Source organism: Nocardiopsis sp. NPDC055879 (assembly GCF_053615935.1).
Window position 1 is genome coordinate 61,708 of record NZ_JBSHCT010000024.1, and the last position, 19,028, is coordinate 80,735.

Here is a 19,028-nt window from a genome sequence, read left to right on the forward strand (position 1 = left end):
CTAGTTTCGGATGCGCGGGTCGAGCCTGCTGTAGAGCAGGTCGGAGATGAGGTTGGCGACCACCACGCACGAGGTGATGATGACGAGCAGGCCTTGGAGGAGCGGGTAGTCGCGGTAGTGGACGGCGTCCAGCAGCAGGCCGCCCACGCCCTTGTAGACCAGGACCTGTTCGACGAAGATCGCGCCGCCGACGAGGGTGCCGAAGGAGATGGCGATCTGGGCGACCAACGGCAGGACCGCGTTGCGGCCGACGTAGGCGGTCGCGATGCGGGTGTCGGGCAGGCCGCGGGCTCGGGCGACGGTCACGTAGTCCTCGCCGAGGACCTCGGTGGTGGAGGCCTTCATGACGAGCATCCAGGTGCCGATGATGGCGAGGACGTAGGTGAGGATCGGCAGGGCCGCGTGGTAGAACGCGTCGCCGACGAAGACGAGCGTGAAGCCGGGTTCGACTCCGGGGCTGAGGGTGCCGCGCAGGTCGATGGGGTTGAACCAGCCCAGGTACATGCCGCCGCCGACGACGAGGACCATGGCGATGAGGTAGTTGGGGATGGCCCCCAGGACCGAGGCGAGGACGCTGAGCACGTGGTCGATGACCTTGTTGCGTCGGTAGGCCATGACCATGCCCAGGGTCAGGCCGAGCCCGATGGCGATGAGGGTGCCCACGCCGATGCTGAAGAGGGTCCAGGGCAGGTAGGCGCCGATGGCTTCGGTGACGCCGACCCCGGGGCGGTTGATGGTGCCGCCGAAGTCGAAGGTGAACAGGCCGATGAAGAACTCCCACCACTGCCGCAGCAGGGGCGCGTCGGGGTCGTAGGCGAGCGAGTTCATCGCGATGGCGCGCGCCTCCTCCATCGACATGCCGCCCTGGGTGAGACGGCCGGCCATGACGTCGATGGGGTCGCCCGGCATCGCGCGTCCGAGGAAGAACGTCACGTTGGCGACCACGAACACCACGACGACGGCCTTGCGGATCTTGACGAAGACGTGGTCGCGCCAGATCCGTCCCAGGAGGGTCGTCTTCGGGGGTGTGGAGGGCCCGACGTCACCGGTGTCCGGTGGCGGGGCGGCCGCGAGTTCGGTGGCCACGGAGCTCCTTCGGGCGAGGGGGTCGGAAGGGGGAAGCGCCACGCTTCTATTAGGAAAGTTTCCTAATAGAACGTCACGCTAACGCGGCCGATGTGCTCTACGCCACCCCCGTGACCGAACGGCGTCCTTCACGCGACCCGATCGCCACCACGAACCGAACAGACGACCACAAACCACCCGACAAGCACGGGTTCGAGTGTCCGCATCCGGCCACCAGGACCCACTCATGACATTTGTGGGTGTTGGCGCTCCTTGCACGCTTCGTACGGTTGCTGCGCATACGCACGCTTCCGACGACAGCGGAGGGAATCCCCCGTGCCCCCAGCACGCACCGTCATCCGTGGGACCGCGGCCGTGATGGCCGGCGGTCTCGCCCTGACCCTGGCCTCGGCACTCCCCGCCACGGCCGAACCCGTCGATCCGATCCCCCTCGACGACGGCGCCACCATGGACGCCCTCGCCCCCTTCCACGACCAAGAGGTCGACTGGGCCCTGTGCGAGGAGGAGCTCCTCGCCGAACTCGAACTCGAATGCGCCCGGATCGAGGTCCCCCTCGACTACGCCGACCCCGGCGGAGAGCGCATCGAGATCGCCATCCTCCGCTCCGCCGCGAGCGACCCCGAGGCCCGGCGAGGCATCCTGTTGAGCAACCCGGGCGGCCCCGGCGGCGCGGGGCGGGCCCTCGGCGCCGACCTGGGGCTGAGCACGCGCGCCGGCGAGGTCTACGACAGCATCGGCATGGACCCGCGCGGAACCGGAGCCTCGACCCCGCTGGACTGTGGGAGCGAGTTCCCCCTCAGTTACCCGCGCCCCACCGACCGACAGATCTCCGAGACCACCCGGGAGACGATCCGTTACACCCGGGAGTGCGACGCGGCGGAGGGCGACCTGCGTCCGCACATGACCACGGCCAATACCGCCCGGGACATGGACGTGGTCCGTGCGGCGCTGAACGAGGAGCGTCTCAACTACGTCGGCTACTCCTACGGCACCTACCTGGGCGCGGTGTACGGGAGCCTGTTCCCCGACCGGCTCGACCGCAGCGTGCTCGACTCACCGGTGCACCCGGACGGCATCTGGCGGGAGAGCTTCATGATGCAGGCCACCGCCTACACCGACAACATGGGGCGGTACTCGGCCTGGTTGGCCGAACACGACGAGGTGTTCGGGATGGGGGACGACCCCGAGGAGATCCTGCGCGTCTTCGAGGAGACCGCCGACCGACTGCAGGAGGAACCGCGCGACGACCACCCGAGCGGCCAGGCCTATGACGGTAACGCCTTCGCGGCCGAGGCGGGGTTCGCGGCGCGAGGGCAGAGCACCTGGGACGACGCCACCTGGTATCTCAAGGACGTCATCGACGGTGAGCCCTTCCCCGAGGTCGAGCCCGTGCCCGAGGTCGCGCGGGACGAGGCCGACCTCTTCGGGATCAACATGGACCTGCACACGGCGATCCTGTGCGAGGCCGAGTGGCCCGATCGCGTCTCGACCTACCACGCCGACATGCGCGACCATCGCGAAAACCACCCCTACGGCACGGGTGCGCACTGGGCGGGCCCGCAGACCTGCGGCTTCGCCCAGAACCTACCGACCGAACCGGCGGTGGACCTGATCCCGGCGGGCACGACCACCCCGCTGGTCATCGCCGGTGAGTACGACGCGAACACGGCCTACTCGGGCGGCCCCGCCATGGCCGAGACCCTGGGCGGTTCCCTCGTCACGGTCACCGACGACGGCGGCCACGGGTTCTACGCCGTCATCGACCTGGTGGACCTGGAGTTCCTGCACCCGTGCGTGAACGAGGCGGTGGACGCCTACCTCGTGGACGGCGCGGATCCACAGGACCTGGAGTGCGCGGGGCTGCCTCGCCCGGAGGCGACCTCCGATCGGCCCGACGCGATGGACCTGGGCGAGTTGTTCCAGCGGTTCGAGGAGTACGACGAGTCCGAGCCCACGCGTGCCCGGGCCCTCGGCCACCACTGATCCCCCGCCATGACCGAGAACGGCCCGCACCGGTGGAGGTTCACCGGTGCGGGCCGCTTCCGTGGACGGGAACGCTCTCACGTCGCCGCGGAACACACCCTAGATCTGGGAGTCCTCAAGGGTCCCGGTGGTCTGTTCGCCGTACTGTCCGACCAGGCACAGGTACTCACGGTCGCCCTGGGCCCAGCCGTCCTCCGTCGGCATGAGGCTGGAGAAGTCCAGCGCCGACTCCATGTAGTCGGTCCCGACGAAGTCCTCGAAGGCGTCGACGCAACCCTCGTTGACCATGTCGTTGAGGGCGTCGCCCTCCGGGTAGGAACCGCTCTCGTCGAGGGTGCCCTCGTAGTAGACCTCAAGGTCGTGCGGCTCCGAGCAGTCGATCTTGGGCACCGAACTGACGTTCTCGTCGGTGTCGGCGCTCCACTCGTTGATGCAGTCACCGGTGCTGAGGACGAACACGTCCTCATCCTGTGCGCCGAGCGGCTCGGGCTCCTCGGTCTCGGTCTCGGTCTCGGTGAAGTCGGTCTCCTCCTCCACCGGCTCTTCGCTCTCGATCGGCGTGGGGCTCGGCTCGGGCTCCGCGCCCTGGAAGGCCGGGGGGAGGAACGGGAGTCCACAGGCGCTGAGGGACAGGACCGCACCCACGGCCAGAGCCGCCAGGGCGGCACGGCCGGGCAGGTACCGAGGGGCTTGGGACACCATTGCTCACTCCAACAAGATCGTCGCTGCCGCGCCGGTCTTGGTCGACCGGCACCACCTATATCGATGCGTCGGAGCCGGAGAAGGTTCCATCGACCTGCGGGTTTCTGACAATTCACCAAAAACCGACCGGCCGGCGCTTCTCGGAAGCGCCGGCCGGTACCGGTCGAGAGCGGTCGAAGATCAGCGGCCGGAGGCCTCGAGCGTGCCGGTGGTGGGCTCGTTGGCGACGACGTAGCAGAGGATCTCGCGGTCGCCCGCGGCCCAGCCCTCCGCGATCGGGCGGAGGGAGTAGGCGTAGAACTCCGACTCGTACCACTCGACACCGATGAACTCCGTGAAGGCGGTGCCCTCGCAGACCTCGGTCGCGGTGTCCGCGATCGCGTCGTCACCGGGGAAGTCGCCCTCGGGGAGGATCTCACTGTGGAAGAACTCGGAGTCGTGCGTCTCCGAGCAGTCGATCAGCGGGATACCGCTCACCTCTTCGCCCAACAGGGCGGTCTCCATCTCGGCCTCGTTGAAGCAGTCGCCGACACCGACCTCCATGACGTCCTGCGTACCGCCACCGGTGGTCTCCCCACCCTCCGAGGTGTCTTCGACCTCCACGGTTCCACCGTCGCCCACGGTGCCCTGCTGATTCTCCAGCGCGGTCTGGACGATTCCGCAGGCGGACAGGGAAAGGGCCGCTCCGGCGGCGAGCAGGGTGAGGGACACGGTGCGAACGGCGGGGATGAAATCGGACATGGCAGTCTCCGGCCTCGTCAAGGGATAGGGGTACCGAACCGGGAACAGGAGGTTGGCGGCAGAAAGACAATCCACCACATATTGACCGCTTGTCAATTCGGTTTCCCCTGGCCACAGAAGCGTCACGGACCTGGACTCTTCGTGGCCGGCGACAGCGGCCCGACCTCGGGAACACCCTGGAAACGACGAAGGCCCCGGCCGACGTTCTCCGTCGACCGGGGCCTTCACCCACTGTGCGCCATCAGGGACTCGAACCCCGGACCCGCTGATTAAGAGTCAGCTGCTCTGACCAACTGAGCTAATGGCGCCTGTTCTCCACCCGACCCTTGGGCCCTGCGCGGCAACAAGGACAACTCTACCGGATCCACGAAGCGACTTGTGCCGTTCAGGACCCGTTCGCCGCCGGTTGTGCCGCAGACCACTGGGCGCACCCTCCGGCCGACATCCCCATCGGCACGACGACAACGAGAAAGGCCCCGGCGATCGTTTCCGATCGCCGGGGCCTTCGTCTGGTGCGTCATCAGGGACTCGAACCCCGGACCCGCTGATTAAGAGTCAGCTGCTCTAACCAACTGAGCTAATGACGCCCGACTCCCGCGGAGAACCTCGCGGCTCCCTGCGGCTACGGATGTAACTCTAGCAGGATCGCGGGGTGGCCGCGAACCGATTTCGGGGCCGGCCGAGGGTCGGCCCCGTCACATCGTGGATGCGCCGGCTCCCTAGGAGAAGGCCAGCACCAGGACGACGATGACCCCGATGGCGAGGAGGACGCCGACGCCCGCCAGCACCAGCGGAAGGATCGGGCGGCGCGGGGCCTCTTCGGGCTCGGGGTTGTCGTCGACGAAGCGGCGGAAGTGCTGCGTGGTTCCCGCCGGGTCCATGTCGGGATCGTTGTTCTGCGTCATGGGGTTGACACTAGCGACTCATGGCACCGGTGAGCACCCCCTGAAGCAGAATCGGTCGATCTCACAACCGACCGTCGACCGGCCGTCAACAGTGCGAGAACCCGACATCGGGGCGGTGGCGGTCCTGGCGCCGCACTCCCCCTCGTGACCCGATCGAAAACCGAACGTAAGAGGATTGCCGCAGACTCAGTGCGGGTGCTCGGTTCCCGGTCGGTACTTCCCCGCGGCCGAGCCCGCACCCAAGGGCCCGGCGCGAAGAACCGCGGCCATCCGGGCCGTGGGGGAGATCCCTCGTGCCGGGTCCACCCGTTCCACCAGTGGCACCAAGGCGTCCGCCGTGTGTTCGGGGTGCGCGTCCAACCACGCCACGGCCATGCGCAGCGACAGGGGCAGGCCACCGGCCAGCTCGGCCACCCGACGCAACGCCTCTTCGGGGTGGCGCCGCTCCCCCAACAGGGAGCGCAACAGCGCCACCGCGTCCGCGGCGTCCAAGGCGTCGATGGGCAGTGCGCGCACACCGTCGCGGACCAACAGGTCCGTGAGCCAGCTACGACCGGTCACCACCGCGGCGCTGCCGGGGTCGCCCGGCAGGAGCGGGCGCACCTGGTGGGCGCTGGCGGCGTTGTCCAGGAGCAGGAGCACCCGCCGTCCGGCCATCAGGGAACGCAACCGGGCGGCGGCCTCGTCGGCCTCGTCCTCGGCCGCCGACAGGTCCACGGATCCGACACGGCCCGCCGACAGGGAGCGCACCAGACGGCGCAGCACCTCGGTCGCCTCGCGAGGCGTGCCGTCCGGACGGCGCAGGTTCACGTAGAGCCGCCCGTCGGGGAAGTGTGCGGCGACGGAGTGCGCCCAGCGGACGGCCAGGGCGCTGGCCCCGGCCCCGGCCGGCCCGCGGACCAGGACGCTCACGGGGGTGGCGGCACAGGGGTCGACGAGACGGTCGAGTTCGGCCAGCGTCTCGCCCCGGCCGACGAGCGGGTTCGGGGCGGCGGGGAGTTCGGCGGGCACCAGGGGCCAGGGGCCGTGTTCGTCCTCGCGCGCGGGGCGGGAATGGGAACAGGTGTCGCGGTGGTCCCTGGGGCGCGGCACCGAGAGGGCCGGGCCACCCGAACGGGCCGGGAGCGGGTCGGGGTCGGCGGTCACGCGAGTGGAGCGCCCACTGATCCCCAGGTCACCGCGTAGGACCCCGTGGAAGGCCGCCAGGAGCTCACGGCCGGGATCCAGCCCGGGTTCCTCCGCGAGGGCGGAACGGGCACGGGAGTAGGCGTTCAGGGCCTCGCTCCGTCGGCCGCACCGGTACAGGGCGACCATCTGCACCCGGACGAGGGGTTCGCGTCGGGGGTGGGAGGAGACGATGGGCGCGACCCGGTCGGCGACGCGTTCGTGCTCGCCCCGGTCCAGGTCCGCGGTGAAGGCCCGTTCGGCCACGCGCAGGAGTTCCTCCTCGATCGGCGGCACGTCGTGGTGGTGCAGGACCGGGGAGGCGACGTCGGTGAGCACGGGTCCGCGCCACAGGGCCAGGGCTCGACCGAGCAGGTCGGCGTGGGCGTCGGCTTCTCCGCGTTCGGCCGCGCGGTCGGCCTTGTGGACCAGGGACCGCAGGCGCAGCAGGTCGCAGCGGTGTGTTCGGAGGTCGACGCGGTACCCGTCGTCGGTGCTGCGGATGAGGGGGTCGCCCAAGTGCTCTTCGAGGAGGGCTCGGAGGCGGGCCACGTGGACCTGGAGGGCGCCTCGGGCGGACGGTCCGGGTTCGGTCCAGACGCGGTCGATGAGGTGGTCGGTGGGCACCGACGCGCCCGTGTTGAGGAGGAGGGCGGCGAGCAGGGAGCGGCGGCGCTCACCGCGTAGGCGGACCGGGGAGCCGTCGACGTGGAGGGTGAAGCGACCGAGCAGCCCGACCCGGATACCGTGGTGTTCGGACGGCCCGTCCGCGGTCGACTCGTCCTGTGGTCCGACCGGGCCGAACCGCGCCACAGTGCCCTCCCTCGTGTCCCCGGATACGGCGGTTCTCCGAAAATCCCGGAAGTTGCACCGCTTCGTCCCAGCGTGCCCGCTGAGCTGGGATCCCGCAATCGGAACAGGGATACTTGCCGCGCGGACCGTCCCTTGAAATCCTTGAATCTCCCGGTTTTTCCCGTCCGTGCGTTGACTCTGCACCGCGACCGAAAGAAACTTTCCTTCATGGCGCAAATTCCGAAGTCTTCAGGCGAATCCGTGAACCCGGATGAGGGTCCCGCGCCGAGCGCACCGACCACGGTGCTGCGGATCCGCTCCCTGCTTCCCTCCCTCGCCCCCGCCGAACAGCGGGTGGCCCAACGGGTGATCGACGACCCCGAGCGGGCCGCCGCCTCCTCCATCACCCAACTCGCCAAGGATTGCGCCACCTCCGAGGCCACCGTCATCCGCTTCTGCCGCACCATCGACTTCAGCGGTTACCGGGAGCTGCGTCTGGCCCTGGCCACCGAGGCCGGTCAGGCGCGCGGCGCCCGCAGCAACATCCCCGAGCTGTCCAGCGACATCAACCCCGACGACACCCTCGTCACGGTCGTGCAGAAGATCGCCTACACCGACGCGCGCGCGGTGGAGGAGACCGGTGCCGCCATGGACGTGGAGGTGTTGCGCGCCGTCATCGACGCCCTCGCCAACGCCCGGCGCATCGACATCTACGGGGTGGGCGCCAGCGCGTTCGTGGGGGCGGACCTCCAGCAGAAACTGCACCGGATCGGGCTGACGTCGTTCGCCTGGTCGGACGCGCACGTGATGCTGACCAGCGCCTCCTTGTTGGAGGACACCGACGTTGCGATCGGCATCTCGCACAGCGGCACCACCATCGACACGGTGCAGGCGCTGAGCGAGGCCGGCAGGCACGGTGCGAAGACGGTGGCGATCACCAACTTCCCGCGCTCGGCGATCGGGTTCGCCGACCACGTCCTGACCACCGCCGCCCGCGAGACCACGTTCCGTTCCGGTGCGACCGCGTCCCGACTGGCGCAGCTGACCGTCGTGGACTGCCTGTTCGTGGGGCTGGCCCAGATCCGGTACGCCGACAGCCGGAGCGCGCTGGAGACCACCTACGAGGCGGTGCGAGGGCTTCGACTGCACGAGGACCGCAAGCGCCGCCGTTCCGAGACCCCGCCCAGGAACTCCGACGGCGGTAACGAGAGCAGTACTACCGACAGCAGCACCGGAAGCGACGACTGAGCCGCGACCCGGACCGAAGAGGAGAGCTCATTGCACGGCAGAGACGGACGAGCACAGGATCGAGCGGAGGATCATGAGGCCGTGATCGTACGGTCTCCCACCGAGACCCGGAACTCCGGTACCTACGACATCGACCTGTTGCCGGCACTGGAGATCCTCCGACAGATCAACGCCGAGGACGCCACGGTCACCGCGGCGGTATCGGCCGTCCTGCCGCGCCTCGCCGAGGCCGTGGAGCTGGGGGTGGCCGCCCTGGAGCGGGGCGCCACCATCCACTACTTCGGCGCGGGCACCTCCGGTCGGATCGCCGCGCAGGACGCCGCGGAGCTTCCGCCCACCTACGGGGTACCGGCGGACTGGGTGGTGGCTCACCACGCGGGCGGCGGGGGTGCCCTGTCCAAGGCCCTGGAGGGGGTGGAGGACGACTGGGAGGCTGGCCGGGTGGACGCGGCAGGGGTGACCGAGGGCTCCCTGGTGGTCGCTCTGGCCGCCAGTGGCCGCACCCCGTACGTGGGAGGCGCCTTGGAGGCGGCCCGGGAACGGTCGGCCGCCACGGTGCTCATCACCGCGAACCCGGACGCGCCACTGGCCTCGGCGGCGGACGTGCACGTGGGCGTGGCCACGGGCGCGGAGGTGATCGCCGGTTCGACCCGGATGAAGGCGGGCACGGCGCAGAAGCTCCTGTTGAACGCGTTCTCCACCGCGGTGATGGTGCGGATCGGACGGACCTACTCGAACCTGATGGTCGGGGTGGACGCCACCAACGGAAAGCTGCGCGGGCGTGTGCTGACGATCCTGGGCGAGGCCACCGGCCTGGACGAGGCGGCCTGCGCGCAGGCGCTGAACGCGGCCGAGGGCGACACCCGCGTCGCCCTGGTGACGTTGCTGGCCGGGGTGGACGCCGAGCGGGCCGCGGACGCGCTCAAGCGTGCCCGCGGCCGGGTCCGGGTGGCCCTGGACGAACTCGGCGTGGGCGGCTCCAAGCCGAGCTAGTGCCGCGTCAACCGGGGTTCGCACGCAAGGCCCGGCCGGGTCCGTCCCGGTCGGGCTCACCCGCCCAGGACCGCGTCGATGAGGCCCAGCGGGGGCGCGCCCAGTTCCAGCAGCTCCCGATGGAAGCGCGGCAGTGAGAAGTCCTCGCCCCACTCCTGCCGGGCACGTTCGCGCAGGGCCAGGATCTCCAGCTTGCCCCAGGTGTACCGGCCGTAGGTGGGATCGAAGGTGGCGCGCCGGGCCTCGGCGCGGGCGGCCGGGCCGCGCAGCGCGGTGTCCTCGGTGAACCGCGCGGTGGCCTCCCGCACCGTCATGGAGCCCGAGTGCAGGCCGATGGCCACTGCCAGGCGCGTGACGCGGACCAGCGCCTCCAACCACACCCCGATCTCGAAGTGGTCGGCGGTCCATTCGGGGTCGCCCAGGCGTTCGGCGGCGTAGGCGCCGAACCCCTCGTCCACGCACACCTCCTCCACGTAGTGTGCCCACCCCTCGACGAAGGACATGGAGGGCAGCGCGCGCCGCACCGGGCTCTGGAGGCGACGCAGGGCGCGTCCGTGCGAGTAGTGGCCGGGTGCGACCTCGTGCACGCTCACCGCGGGCAGGGTGGTGTGGCTGAACATCTCCAGCCACTCGTCGGCCTCCTCCTCGGACCACTCGGGGTCGGGCGGGTTGACGTAGTAGAAGGACGCGGTGTCCTCCTCCCAGGGCCCGGACCAGGCCATCATCGCGGTGCCCCAGCGCAGGGCGGGCGGTGGCACGTCCACCTCGCACTCACCGTCGCCGTAGGGGGCGAGGGAACGCTCGGCGGTGAACTCCAGGCACAGACGCGTCCACTCGCGGGCCGCCTCGAGGACCCCGTCCGCGCCGGGGTGGTTCCGGGTGAGCTCGCGGGCGAACTCCATGGGGTCGCGGTCGGGCGCCAGGCGCCCGGCCGCCTCGGCCAGGCGGGCGCGCAGTCGGTCGCGTTCGACGTCGGCGCGGGCGGCCAGGTCGTCGAGATCGACCTCCATGGCCTCACCGATACCCATGAGACGAGAGAGCGTCTCCGCGCCCAGACCGGCCTGATCCGGGCCGTGTTCGGCGGCGTGTTCCAGGTGTGCCATCAGTCGGGAGTGCGCGACCAGGGCGGCGTCGCGCACGTCCTCGGGCAGTTCGTCGGGCAGACCGCCGATGAGCCCCCGCGCCGCGGTGAGCAGCGACTCGGCGATGGGCGCGGAGACACGGTCCAGGGACGCCAGGGCGTTGTCGGCCAGCCACGGCCACAGCCGCAGGTGGGCGAGGCGGGCTGCGTCGCGTTCGGCGGCGGGTGCGTAGTCGCGTTCGTAGTCGGACAGGTCCATCTCGCCGATGTGGAGCAGGGGGTTGGTCCGGTGCCACTGGAGTTCGCCCAGTTCGTGCCGGAGCGCGTTCTCGAAGGCGGCCAGGTGCGCCTCGTCGTGGGCGTCGTCGAGCGGGTCGCCGCCCAGGTCTTCGAGGTGGGCACGCACGCCCGCCGGTGACAGGTCGGCGGCCCTGCCGTCGTAGGAGTGGAGTCCGGCGTGCCCGCGCATGGCGCCGGGCAGCAGGTCGGCGATGGCCCTCAGCCGCGGGGGGAGTTCCTCGTGGGAAGGTACAGACATGCGGCCGACCCTAACGTTCCCGCGCCTGGTCGGTCCCGCCCCTGACACGCTCCCCCGGCGCGTCCGGTGAAGGCGCCGGCCGGTTCCGGTGTACACGCGCTCGATCACCGGGAACCGGGTGGGACGCTCGGTCGTCTCCCAGGGTGTGACGACCTCCGAGAACTCCCAGACACCCTCGACTCCCGAGTCCGCTGAACCGGGCACGGGTGCCGTGCGCCCGGGCAGGCGCCGTCTTCCACTCCTCCTGGCCGCCGTGGCCGTGATCGTGTTGGGCTGTGTGCCGTTCGTGTGGCAGCTGTTCGCCACCTCCGAGCATCGGTATGGCGTCGAGGAGGTGCCCGAACGTCCGGTCGCCTTGGTGCTCGGCGCCGGGGTCCGCCCCGACGGGATGCCCAGTCACCTGTTGGCCCAGCGTCTGGAACTGGCGGTGGAACTGTACGAGGCCGACCGGATCGAGGCGGTACTGGTCAGCGGTGACAACGGCGTCGACCACTACAGCGAGACCGACACCATGCGCGACTACCTGATCGAGGCGGGCGTCCCGGCGGATCGGATCGCCGGCGACCACGCCGGGTTCGCCACCTGGGACTCGTGTGTGCGGGCCACGGAGGTCTTCGGGGTGGAGGAGGCCGTGGTGCTGACCCAGGACTTCCACGTGCCGAGGGCGGTCGGGCTGTGCCGGGCCGCGGGCATCGACGCGGTGGGCGTGGGCGACAACAGCTTCGGCGAACGCGCGACGGCCACCGTCTACGGGTGGGTGCGCGAGGTCCCGGCGGCGGTGGCCGCCCTGGGCACGGTCCTGCTGCGTCCGGACCCCACGTTCCTGGGCGAGCCCGAGACCGGCGTGGAGGAGGCCCTGGCCCGGGCCGCCGAAGAATCGGCGGCCCCCTGACCAGAACGTGTTCGGCGGTCAGCGACCGCCGAACAGACGACCGAACAGACCCGAGGGCGCCTGCTGGGGCTGCGGGGCCTGCTGGGCCGGGGCGGCCTGGGGCACGGGCTCCGGCTCGGGTTCGACGCCGACCAGGGCGCAGAACTCCTCGGCCTCTTCGGGCAGGGCCCAGGCGGCGAGCGTGGCGGTGAACTCCTCGTCCTCCCAAGCCGAGGCGGGCAGCTCGGCGATGGCCCACAGGACCTTGAGGGTCTCCTCGTCGTAGTCGGCCTGGACGTGCTCCTCGGCGGTACGGTCCTTGGAACGCGGGCCCAGCACCAGTTCGAGGCCGACGCCGGTGACCAGGGCGCGGGACTCGTCCTCACCCTTGATCAGGCCGGTCAGGATGTCCAGACGCAGTCGGCGGGCGCGATCCCCGGCGCGGCCCAGCGCGAGGAAGCCCAGGACCTGCGGGGAGCGGGGGCCGCAGTGCGGCCACGACTCGTTGAACAGACCCTCGTAGCCCATCGTGGTGCCGCCACCGCGGCCGATCCGGCGCAGGCCCTCGCGGGGGGTGTTCTCGCCGTGGATGAGGACCATCGCCACCGAGGCGGCGAAGGAGTTGTAGAGGTTGCCACCGGCCATCTGGTGGGTGAGACCGACGGTGGTGTCGATGTCGTTCGGAGCGGCGAGCAGGCCGAGGGCGAACAGTTCGGCGGGCAGCGGCTCGGACTGGCCACCGCCGCCACCGGCGGCCTGATCCATCGCGTCGCGCAGGGAGGTGGGGGCCTTGGGGGTGGGGCGCAGGTCCTTGGCGAGGAGGAACTGGGAGGCGCCGGTGATCTCGGAGACCACGCGCTCGGACTCGTCGGGCAGGAACGCCAGCAGGTAGCTCACCCACTCGCCGGCCCGGTCCAGGCCGCCCCGGTTCACTCCACCGTGTAGGAGGGAGACCAGGTCGGGAACGCGGGCGAGCACGGCCTCGTAGGTGTCGAGTTCGGCCTGCAGGATCTCCGCGCCGTCGTCGGACCCCATCACGGCCAGACGGTTGCGCATCCGGTGGTGGTGCTGCTCGTCGGGGGCCTCGTCCATCCAGTCGCGGTACTGGGCGCGCACCTTCTCGGCGTCGTTGGAGAGGGCCCAGGCCACCTCGTCACGCCACTGAGCGAGGTCGAGGTGCTCGGGGAAGCGGTCCTCCGCGTGGGCCGCGACCAGCTCCAGCAGGAGGCTCAGGGGCCGCCACCGGTCCATGTCCGGGGTCTCGTCGGCGGTCGCGGCGTCGACGAGGTGGTCGACGACCTTCGGTGCGGCACGGTGGCCCGGCTCGGGGAACCGGATGATGTCGTGGAGGTCGGACAGCGCGCTGTCACTGCCGGCGACCCTGCCGAGGAGTTCGGGGATGCGTTCCCCGCCCTCCGGGGCCAGGGAGGCCCAGTCGACGTCGACGGCGTTGTCGTGTGGTTCGTTTCCCGTGGTCGCGTTCATATGCCCGATTATCCCGGCTCGGGCAACAGCTCTGAGCCCCGCTCCTCCTTGTCATCGCGCCGACGACCTCGCCCGTGGTGTCGGGATCGGCGCCGCGAGCGGGATCATCGCGGGTCGGGGCGGCCGACCATGGCGGGTGCGGGGCGCAGTACGGCGTCCTTGAGGGCCTTGAAGGCGGCGGGGACCTCGCGCAGGTAACCGATCACGGTGGAGCGTCGTCGGGCGCCCAGGCTGGAGTCGCCCACCCCCACGGCGTCGATGCCGGCGGCGCGGGCGAGCGCGATGGTGCGGGGCAGGTGGAAGGACTGGGTGACCATGGTGGCGGCGTCCACCCCGTAGTACTCCTTGACCCTGACGCAGGTGTCCCAGGTGCGGTAGCCGTGGGGGTCCGCCTCGATCAGGTCGACCGGGACGCCCTGTTCGACCAGGTAGCGGGTCATGGTGTCGGTCTCTCGGCGGGACACGTCGCGGTTGTCCCCGGAGACCAGGACGCGATCGACCTTGCCCTCCCGGACCAGGTCGACGGCCAGGTCCAGACGACGGGCGAGCAGCGGCGAGGGGCCGTCGGACCAGGCGGCGGCGCCCAGGACCACTGCGACGGGGCGGTGCGGGACACGGGCGGGTCCGGGACGACGTCCGACTCCGGCCAGGCGCGTCCACGCGAACGGAGTCAAGGCGAGGGCGACGACCACGATCGTCCCGATCCAGATGAGCACGACCGCCCGCCTTCCGATGTCCGGCACGGCCCGTGCCGTGCGCCCCACCATCATGGCGCACGGCCGTAGCGGTCAGGTCAGGAAGGAGGCCCAGCCCCCGGACCGCTTGTGGCGCACACGCAGGCCGCCGCCCTGGGCCGAACCGGTGACGACGAAGTGGGTGGCGTCGTTCCGACGGATCGAATCGACGTCCGAGCGCACGCTGCCGAACCAGGAGGAGTCGACGTCGACCTCGGCGGTGGCCCCCTCGGGCAGGATGATGTCGGCCGAGCCCCAGGAGGCGTCCACCCACACCTCCACCACCGGGGTGGTGACGCGGGCTTCACGGAAGTCGAGCCTGGTTGAGCCGAAGCGGGCATCGATCTCGATGCGATGCGGCACGGTCCAATCGCCCTTGCGGACCAGGGAGTCGCCCTTGGCCTTGAGTTTCAGCGGTTGGCCGACGGGGCCGGCCGGGGTGTGCTGTGGGGCGACCGCGCCAGGGGAGGCCGAGGAGGCCAAGCCGCCCGCGCCCGTGGGAAGGTCCGCGACGATGGGTTCGAGGTCGGCGTAGGTCTTGGCGCTGTAGACCGCGTTGAGTCGCTCGTCCACCTCCTCCAGGTCGAGACGCCCTTCCCCTGCGGCTTCCCGCAGGATCTCCGCGACCTGGTCGCGCTCGGCGTCGGAGATACGCATTCGGCTCATGTCATTGGGGGCCACGTGCTCGTCCCGCTCCTTCTGCCTGTTTTGTCAGACCCACGTTAGAGCATGTGGAGCGTCGGCGGCGGTCGCCGACCGGCGTGATCGGAGGAAGGCGCTCCCGCCCCGCTTTGGGCCGGACGGGAGCCGGGTACTGCTTCTCTAGGGTGGTTGAGGACTCTGCCGGGGTAGGACGGACCCCGGCAGAGTCCTGAACCACGCGTGTTCCCCTCCCCGGCCGCCTCCACGATCCCGCAACGCACCCCGCCCCGCACAGAGCGTGTCCGCATCCGGCCAGACGGTGAGCGGGGCGTGGGGACGCCTCATGTTCTTCAAGCGTTGCCCGGTCGGCCACCTTGTCGGGTTTCGGTCACTTCGTCCACACCCGACCGCACCCACCCCTCACTCCCCCCGTGTTCCCAAGCGAGAGGGTTCGCCATGCCTCTGCGCACCTAATTTCGGTCAGACCATTAATCGGGTTTTGGACACCGAGACTTCCAGCGAAACCGCAGGTCGCGGAGAGCCGATCGCAAGGACTCCGAAAACTTGGCGATGGACTTCGAACACCCCTTCGCAAGCCACGCTTTGAACTGCGGAAACACGGAACATCGAAGGTTCCCGAAATATCCCGTTCTTCGCCTTCCCGACAGCGTTTGCCCAAATTCCGTAGCGAGCATGTTTCAAGTGAACGCGAACGGTCGCCCGACCGACTTCCTCTCGCGCGACGCCCATCCGATCCGACCAACCAGCAGAGCCACCATCAGGTCGAAGACCGGAGGAGACCACGACGTGTCCGCCCTTGCGATCGCCCCGACGTTTCTCAGCGACTTCAACCGCCTCGCGCCCGACGTCCAACTCGGCACCCTGGCCGTGATGCGCGCCTACCAGGCCGGAGAGACCACCGAACTGGAATCCGTCGCGGGCGCCGCCGACCCTCGTGTCCGGGTCGTGTCCATCGCTTCCGACTGGACCGGCGTCATCGCCCCCGACCCGTGCACGGAGTCCCATGAGGACGAGTCCGCGGAACAGGACACCGATGACCCGCACTACCGGCTGCTCACCGTGCGCCCGCGCGCCGAGGCGCTGCGCTACGCCCAGAACCTGCGCCCCCGGGCCCTGGCCGACGCTCCCGCCGAACTCGGGCTCGGCATCGTCGACCTCACCCCCGTCGGCCCGCCCGAGCTGTCCGGCGCCCTCAACGCGCCCTTCGAGCAGTGGCAGATCACCCTGCACCCGGACCAGCAACGGGTCACCTCGGGGCACTTCAACGGATCCGTGCAGGTCACCGGGGGACCCGGCACCGGTAAGAGCGTGATGGCGCTCTACCGTGCCGCGTACCTGGCCGAAGCGGACGCCGCCGCGCACCCCGAGTCCACCGGTGAGTCGGTACTGCTCACCACCTACAACCGGGCGCTCGCCCAGTCCCTGGCGGACCGCTTGGACCGACTGCTTCCCGACCCCGGCACCAGGTCACGTGTGCGGGTGGTCACCATCGACGGCCTGGCCCGTTCCGTGGCGCAGAGCCACAGCAGCGTCGCGCCGCGGATGCTCGGCAATGACGAGATCGCCCAGCGGTGGCGTGCGGTCGCCCTCGCCGACGGGCTGCCCTTCTCCGGGCGGTTCCTGGTGGACGAGTGGGAGCAGGTCATCCTGGCCAAGGGCCTGGAGTCGCTGCCCGACTACATCCGCTGTGAGCGCAGCGGCCGCGTCCAGCACCTGGCGCCCGAGCACCGACGTCAGGTCTGGGAGACCGTCCGGCGCTACGTCGGCGCGATGCGGGTGGAGGGGTTGTGGTCCTACCCGCAGTTGGCCGCCGAGGCGGCCCGGCTGCTCACGCGTTCGGGCCCGCTGTTCCGGTACGCGGTGGTCGACGAGTCCCAGGACCTGCACCCGGCGCAGTGGCGGATGCTGCGCGCCGCGGTCCCCGAGGGCCCGGACGACCTGTTCATCGTCGGTGACCCGCACCAGCGGGTGTCCGACAACCGGGTGTCGCTGGCCTCGCTGGGGATCAACGTGCGCGGCCGGGGCCACCGACTGCGGGTCAGCTACCGGGTGACGCAGGAGATCCTCGACTGGAGCATGCCGATCCTGGACCGCCGTGCCGCGTTGGGCATGGACGACGACGCCGACACCCTCGCCGGCTACCGTTCGCTGCTGCACGGCCCCGCCCCGGTGGTCCGCGGCTGCGACAACCGCACCGAGGAACTCCACGCCCTGGGCGACTGGGTCCGGGTATGGCTGGAGGCCGGGGTGAACCCGTCCGAGATCGCGGTGGCCGGGCGCAACCAGTGGGTGGCGCGCGGGGTCGCCAAGGAATTGGAGGCGCGCGGGATCTCCACCACGCCGCTGGAAGGGGCGGGCGCGCCGGGCGCGGTCCGCGTGGGGACGATGCACCGGATGAAGGGCCAGGAGTTCCGGTGTGTGGCGCTGGTCGGCGTGAGCGACCACCTGCTGCCGCCCAAGGCCGCGATCGAGGCGGCCGACGGTGACCAGGTCGCCCTGGAGCACGCGATCCAGCAGGAACGGACCCTGTTGTTCGTGGCCTGCACCCGGGCACGGGACGCGTTGTACGTGTCGCACGTGGGCCGGCCCAGCAGGCTGATCGCCGACAGCCGCTGATCGAGGCGCGCACGGGAAAGGGCCGGGACGTCGATCGACGTCCCGGCCCGTGCGTTCACCGCCCCGGGGCGAAGTCCCCGTCCATGTCGGAGATGACCATCCGGTCGGTGTAGGCCATGGGGTCACCGACGTCGACGTCGGTGACGTACATGATCGGGAGCAGCAGCGGCGGTGGGAAGTCCGGGGTGAAGGTGATCGGGATTCCCAGGAGCCGCACGTGCATGCTGGTGACGTGGAGTTCGACGTTGCCCTCCAGGTCCATCGAGGGCAGACCCAGGGATCGGCGGGTTCCGGAGTCGTCGAACCAGAGCTCGCCGCCGCTCATGTTGGAGCCGCTCATCGTGATCTTGAGGTAGCGCCGTGGACCGTCGGCGGTCGGGCACTCCACCACGCCTTCGTAGCCGGCGCCGAACATGGTGAGGCTGTCGGCGGTCAGTCCGGACTCACGGGTCGATCCCTGGAAACAGCCGTCGTCGGAGACGACCGTGACCTGCGGGTACTCGCCCTGCTCCTGCGCCGCCCGGCAGGCCTGGACCATGTCGAGGAGTTCCTGCTCGTCCTCGAGGACGGCGTCGTCGCCGAGGGCGGGTTCGCACGCGGCCGGGTCGGCGTCCTCGCCGGCGGGATCCTCCTCATCCTCCTCGCTCTCCCCCTCCTCCTCGGGGTCCTCCCCGGCGTCCTCGTCCTCATCGGGATCGGTTTCCCCGGGAGGTGTCCCGGGTTCGTCGGAAGGACTCGCGGAGGGGCCCTCCTCGGGCTGCTCCTCGGACTCTTCGTCGTCGGGCAGCAGCCAGTCCCAGGGCCACCCCAGGGTCGGGGCGGGTGCCGCCGCGATGGTCATGGCGGCGGCGAGCGGAAGGGCGATCGCGGCCAGGGGCCGGGTGCCGCCACGCGGTTCGTCGACGGTGACGTCCTCGGTGACGGTGCCTTCGGCAGAGGGGCCGGGGTCCCGGTTCTCGGCGTTCTCGGCGTTCTCGCCCCCTTCGGCCTCTTCGGTCGCCCGGGCACCCTTGCCCCCGCGCCGCCCACGCGGTCGGTTCCGGGCCTCGGGGCCCCAGGCGAACACGAGCGACCCACCGACGATGCCGAGCAGCATGCCGATGACGAAGCCACCGAAGTTGGAGGTCACGAAGGACACCAACGCGAGCATCAGTCCGACCACGCCGAAGAAGGTGCGCTGCGCCGGCTGCAACCAGCTCAGCACACCGATCACGATCAGCAGTCCGCCGATGAGGTTGCCGGAGACACCGGCCATCCCGGAGAAGACGAGTAGGTCGATGGGCAGGATCAGGCTCTGTGCGGCCGGTGCGACCAGAAGCTCGATACCGGCCGCGACGAGGAGGGATCCGCCCCAGAACGGCCGGGTGCGCCGCCAGTTCCGGAACCGTCCCCATCCCGTGCGGAGCAGGGTCATCGCTTGGGCCAT

General features: G+C 70.5%; 15 protein-coding genes and 2 tRNA genes. 5 read left to right on the plus strand and 12 right to left on the minus strand.

The annotated features are described in order from the left end of the window. A complete protein-coding gene (locus ACWGKS_RS24545) occupies positions 1-1,086 on the minus strand; it encodes an ABC transporter permease (protein WP_358504386.1) in 1,086 nt (361 codons plus the stop codon). Between the two features lie 315 nt (positions 1,087-1,401). Here ACWGKS_RS24545 and ACWGKS_RS24550 point away from each other — a divergent pair, with 315 nt between their 5' ends. Then, a complete protein-coding gene (locus ACWGKS_RS24550) occupies positions 1,402-3,069 on the plus strand; it encodes an alpha/beta fold hydrolase (protein WP_358504389.1) in 1,668 nt (555 codons plus the stop codon). A gap of 99 nt (positions 3,070-3,168) precedes the next feature. Here the strand turns inward: ACWGKS_RS24550 and ACWGKS_RS24555 are convergent, their stop codons facing one another. The 6 genes from ACWGKS_RS24555 to ACWGKS_RS24580 all read right to left on the minus strand — a co-directional run bounded on the left by ACWGKS_RS24555 (position 3,169) and on the right by ACWGKS_RS24580 (position 7,394). Further along, on the minus strand, positions 3,169-3,771 hold the full coding sequence (locus ACWGKS_RS24555; RefSeq protein WP_358504392.1) for a septum formation family protein: 603 nt from the start codon (positions 3,769-3,771) through the stop codon (positions 3,169-3,171). A 180-nt stretch (positions 3,772-3,951) separates the two neighbouring features. Beyond that, positions 3,952-4,512, minus strand: a complete 561-nt coding sequence (locus ACWGKS_RS24560; RefSeq protein WP_358504395.1) for a septum formation family protein — start codon at positions 4,510-4,512, stop codon at positions 3,952-3,954. A 234-nt stretch (positions 4,513-4,746) separates the two neighbouring features. Next, positions 4,747-4,820, minus strand: a tRNA-Lys gene (locus ACWGKS_RS24565). A 202-nt stretch (positions 4,821-5,022) separates the two neighbouring features. Beyond that, positions 5,023-5,099, minus strand: a tRNA-Lys gene (locus ACWGKS_RS24570). Positions 5,100-5,231: 132 nt separating this feature from the next. Next, complete coding sequence (locus ACWGKS_RS24575; RefSeq protein WP_358504398.1) at positions 5,232-5,417, minus strand: hypothetical protein; 186 nt, start codon at positions 5,415-5,417, stop codon at positions 5,232-5,234. A 186-nt stretch (positions 5,418-5,603) separates the two neighbouring features. Next, positions 5,604-7,394: an AfsR/SARP family transcriptional regulator gene (locus tag ACWGKS_RS24580; protein WP_358504401.1), complete on the minus strand. Its 1,791-nt coding sequence runs from the start codon at positions 7,392-7,394 to the stop codon at positions 5,604-5,606. Between the two features lie 207 nt (positions 7,395-7,601). On the opposite strand from ACWGKS_RS24580, the gene ACWGKS_RS24585 reads away from it, so the two are divergent. Beyond that, positions 7,602-8,621 carry a MurR/RpiR family transcriptional regulator gene (locus ACWGKS_RS24585; RefSeq protein WP_358504404.1) on the plus strand — a complete coding sequence of 340 codons (1,020 nt, stop codon included), beginning with the start codon at positions 7,602-7,604 and terminating at the stop codon, positions 8,619-8,621. A gap of 30 nt (positions 8,622-8,651) precedes the next feature. After that, on the plus strand, positions 8,652-9,614 hold the full coding sequence (locus ACWGKS_RS24590) for an N-acetylmuramic acid 6-phosphate etherase (protein WP_358504407.1): 963 nt from the start codon (positions 8,652-8,654) through the stop codon (positions 9,612-9,614). A 56-nt stretch (positions 9,615-9,670) separates the two neighbouring features. Here the strand turns inward: ACWGKS_RS24590 and ACWGKS_RS24595 are convergent, their stop codons facing one another. Then, positions 9,671-11,233: a DUF885 family protein gene (locus tag ACWGKS_RS24595; RefSeq protein ID WP_358504410.1), complete on the minus strand. Its 1,563-nt coding sequence runs from the start codon at positions 11,231-11,233 to the stop codon at positions 9,671-9,673. A gap of 145 nt (positions 11,234-11,378) precedes the next feature. Between ACWGKS_RS24595 and ACWGKS_RS24600 the strand changes: the two genes are divergently transcribed. After that, complete coding sequence (locus ACWGKS_RS24600) at positions 11,379-12,125, plus strand: SanA/YdcF family protein (RefSeq protein ID WP_452456711.1); 747 nt, start codon at positions 11,379-11,381, stop codon at positions 12,123-12,125. Positions 12,126-12,143: 18 nt separating this feature from the next. Here ACWGKS_RS24600 and ACWGKS_RS24605 read toward each other — a convergent pair whose 3' ends face one another. From ACWGKS_RS24605 to ACWGKS_RS24615, 3 genes are all read right to left on the minus strand, one after another. Beyond that, positions 12,144-13,589, minus strand: a complete 1,446-nt coding sequence (locus ACWGKS_RS24605; RefSeq protein WP_358504413.1) for a hypothetical protein — start codon at positions 13,587-13,589, stop codon at positions 12,144-12,146. A 104-nt stretch (positions 13,590-13,693) separates the two neighbouring features. Then, positions 13,694-14,305, minus strand: a complete 612-nt coding sequence (locus ACWGKS_RS24610) for a SanA/YdcF family protein (RefSeq protein ID WP_358504416.1) — start codon at positions 14,303-14,305, stop codon at positions 13,694-13,696. A 72-nt stretch (positions 14,306-14,377) separates the two neighbouring features. Next, a complete protein-coding gene (locus ACWGKS_RS24615) occupies positions 14,378-14,989 on the minus strand; it encodes a DUF1707 SHOCT-like domain-containing protein (RefSeq protein WP_452456710.1) in 612 nt (203 codons plus the stop codon). Between the two features lie 783 nt (positions 14,990-15,772). Here ACWGKS_RS24615 and ACWGKS_RS24620 point away from each other — a divergent pair. After that, on the plus strand, positions 15,773-17,602 hold the full coding sequence (locus tag ACWGKS_RS24620) for a UvrD-helicase domain-containing protein (protein ID WP_358504422.1): 1,830 nt from the start codon (positions 15,773-15,775) through the stop codon (positions 17,600-17,602). A 55-nt stretch (positions 17,603-17,657) separates the two neighbouring features. On the opposite strand, the gene ACWGKS_RS24625 is transcribed toward ACWGKS_RS24620, so the two are convergent. Next, complete coding sequence (locus ACWGKS_RS24625; protein WP_358504425.1) at positions 17,658-19,028, minus strand: DUF6114 domain-containing protein; 1,371 nt, start codon at positions 19,026-19,028, stop codon at positions 17,658-17,660.